Genomic DNA, 794 nt, shown 5'->3' on the forward strand with positions numbered 1-794 from the left:
GATTGAGCCCCGTGGCGTGGTGTAGGTCGTCGCGTGCTGCTCTGCGATCAGGCTGATGGTGCCGCGGCGGGTGCTGCGGGGTCGAGGGGTCGTCCGGTGGTCAGTGTTCGAGGCTGCAGCGGGGTCGGTGCGGGTGGCTTGAGCAGGGCCATGGAGGCTTCGGAGAGGTAGCGGCGGTCGCTGTCCTGCCACTCGTCGTGGGCCTCGATGAGGACGCAGGCCGACAGCCGGAGCAGGGCGTCGGTGTTGGGGAAGATGCCGACGACGTCGGTGCGGCGCTTGACCTCCTTGTTCAGTCGCTCCAGCGGGTTGGTGGACCAGATCTTCCGCCAGTGCGCGTGGGGGAAGTCCGCGAAGGCGGTCAGGTCGGCCTTGGCGTCCAGCAGCAGCTCGGCGACGGCGGGGAACTGGGCGGCGAGCATGTCGGCGACGACGTCGACGTGCGCGCGGACGGTGTCGGGCGTGGGCTGGGCGAAGATCGTGCGGATCGTGGCGGCGACCATCTCCGCGTGGCCCTTGCTGACCCGGGCCAGGGCGTTGCGCATGAAGTGGACGCGGCACCGTTGCCAGGACGCGCCCTGCAGGACGGCGCCGACGGCGTTGGTGAGCCCGCGGTGCGAGTCGGACACGACGAGCTGGACGCCAGTGAGGCCGCGGTCGCGCAGGCCGCGCAGAAAGTCGGCCCAGAAGGTCTCGGTCTCGCTGTCGCCGACGTCGCAGCCCAGGACCTCCCGGCGCCCGTCAGCGGTGACGCCGGTGGCGATGACGACGGCTTGCGACACGACCCTGCTGTT

1 protein-coding gene is annotated in these 794 nt (G+C 70.9%); it reads right to left on the bottom strand.

Annotated elements, in window-relative coordinates:
• Window positions 1-47: 47 nt before the first annotated feature.
• A partial coding sequence (locus WAA21_RS17910) for an IS256 family transposase (RefSeq protein WP_336924214.1) occupies window positions 48-794 on the bottom strand: 747 nt, incomplete at its 5' end.

This window comes from Aquipuribacter sp. SD81 (assembly GCF_037153975.1).
Lineage (GTDB): Bacteria > Actinomycetota > Actinomycetes > Actinomycetales > JBBAYJ01 > Aquipuribacter.